This is a genomic window from Flavobacterium sp. (assembly GCF_029242675.1).
In the GTDB taxonomy this organism is placed as follows: domain Bacteria; phylum Bacteroidota; class Bacteroidia; order Flavobacteriales; family Flavobacteriaceae; genus Flavobacterium.
The window spans coordinates 1-1,682 of sequence record NZ_JAQWTM010000049.1 but is presented as its reverse complement, the minus strand read 5'-3'; the positions used below and the strand labels follow the sequence as shown (position 1 = coordinate 1,682).

The 1,682-nt window shown below is 31.7% G+C and carries 3 protein-coding genes; all 3 read right to left on the bottom strand.

The genetic code is table 11. From position 1 onward, the window contains the following. Positions 1–117 precede the first annotated feature (117 nt). Entirely contained in the window at positions 118–672 is a 555-nt protein-coding gene (locus tag P8M54_RS02015) for a transposase (protein ID WP_300284464.1), read from the bottom strand. Positions 673–972: 300 nt separating this feature from the next. Then, on the bottom strand, positions 973–1,377 hold the full coding sequence (locus P8M54_RS02010) for a transposase (RefSeq protein WP_300284461.1): 405 nt from the start codon (positions 1,375–1,377) through the stop codon (positions 973–975). Between the two features lie 12 nt (positions 1,378–1,389). Next, positions 1,390–1,527, bottom strand: coding sequence for a hypothetical protein (locus P8M54_RS02005; protein ID WP_300284458.1), 138 nt, complete (start codon positions 1,525–1,527; stop codon positions 1,390–1,392). Between the last annotated feature and the right edge of the window lie 155 nt (positions 1,528–1,682).

The window sequence follows — 1,682 nt, the reverse complement described above, 5'->3', positions numbered from 1 at the left end:
ATAACAAGGTTTTGAAAGCGTTTTTCACTTGGCTCCCTCTGGTGCTCGTTTGCAACGATGACCTACTTACTTAAACACCGAAAACAGAGTGTTTGCAACGCGTGTTATTTAAACAAGTTACCATAAAGGTTCCACATTTACGTTACAAAAAACAGTATTTTCCTCTTCATAATTTCTATAGCTACTATTTACAAAGTCTCTTTCATGAAATACAATTTCTGCATCAACTGGATTATAATGAATGTAATTTACTCGTTGTTCCATTTTTTCCAGAGTGTCTAAGATAACAGGGTGAAAACCATCTTTCCATAATTTATAATTTGTAGCCCTTCCTGATTTCTGAGCTTCATAACTAAATTTTTTTAACAACCATTCTCTTCTGCTTTCTGGATGTTCTTGTATTGCGGCTATTAATTTTTTAGAGGTATACTTCTTAAAATCACGTATCACATTTTGCAGCTCCCCATCAAATGCAGTAACTATTAAATGAATATGACTTGTCATATAAACATAGGCATGCACACTCAATCCTTTTTCTTTAATACAATAATTCAACGATTCATCTAAGATATTACAATATACGGGACGTGTAAATAAATCAACCCAATCAATAACAGTAATGGTAATAAAAGTAGGTACCGTACTGTCAATAACTTTGTATTTCTCAGACATTTTTTTAATCAAATGTATTAATTTTAAAAGAAAAGCAATAAAAAAAACAGGAATATACTTGTTTAAAGTTTCTCCTGTTTTAGTTTGCCGCGTTACAAACGCTCTATTTTATCTTTCTATGTAAGTAGGTACTCGATGCAATCGAGCACCAGAATTAAGGATAAACGAGCGCCAGATGGGTAGATAACAAGGTTTTGAAAGCGTTTTTCACTTAGCTCCCTCTGGTGCTCGTTTGCAACGAGTACCTACTTACTTAAACACCGAAAATAGAGCGTTTGCAACGCGTGTTATTTAAACAAGTTACCATAAAGGTTCCACATTTACGTTACAAAAAATAGTATTTTCCTCTTCATAATTTCTATAGCTGCTATTTACAAAGTCTCTTTCATGAAATACAATTTCTGCTTCAACTGGATTATAATGAATGTAATTTACTCGTTGTTCTATTTTTTCCAGAGTGTCTAAGATAACAGGGTGAAAACCATCTTTCCATAATTTATAATTTTTAGCCCTTCCTGATTTCTGAGCTTCATAACTAAATTTTTTTAATAACCAATCTCTTCTGCTTTCTGGAAGTACTTGTATTGCGGCTATTAATTTTTTAGAGGTATACTTCTTAAAATCACGTATCACATTTTGCAGCTCCACATCAAATGCAGTAACTATTAAATGAATATGACTTGTCATATAAACATAGGCATGCACACTCAATCCTTTTTATTTAATACAATAATTCAACGATTCATCTAAGATATTACAATATACGGGACGTGTAAATAAATCAACCCAATCAATAACAGTAATGGTAATAAAAGTAGGTACCATACTGTCAATAACTTTGTATTTCTCAGACATTTTTTTAATTAAATGTATTAATTTTAAAAGAAAAGCAATGAAAAAAACAGGAATATACTTGTTTAAAGTTTCTCCTGTTTTAGTTTGCCGCGTTACAAACGCTCTATTTTATCTTTTTATGTAAGTAGGTACTCGATGCAATCGAGCACCAGAAT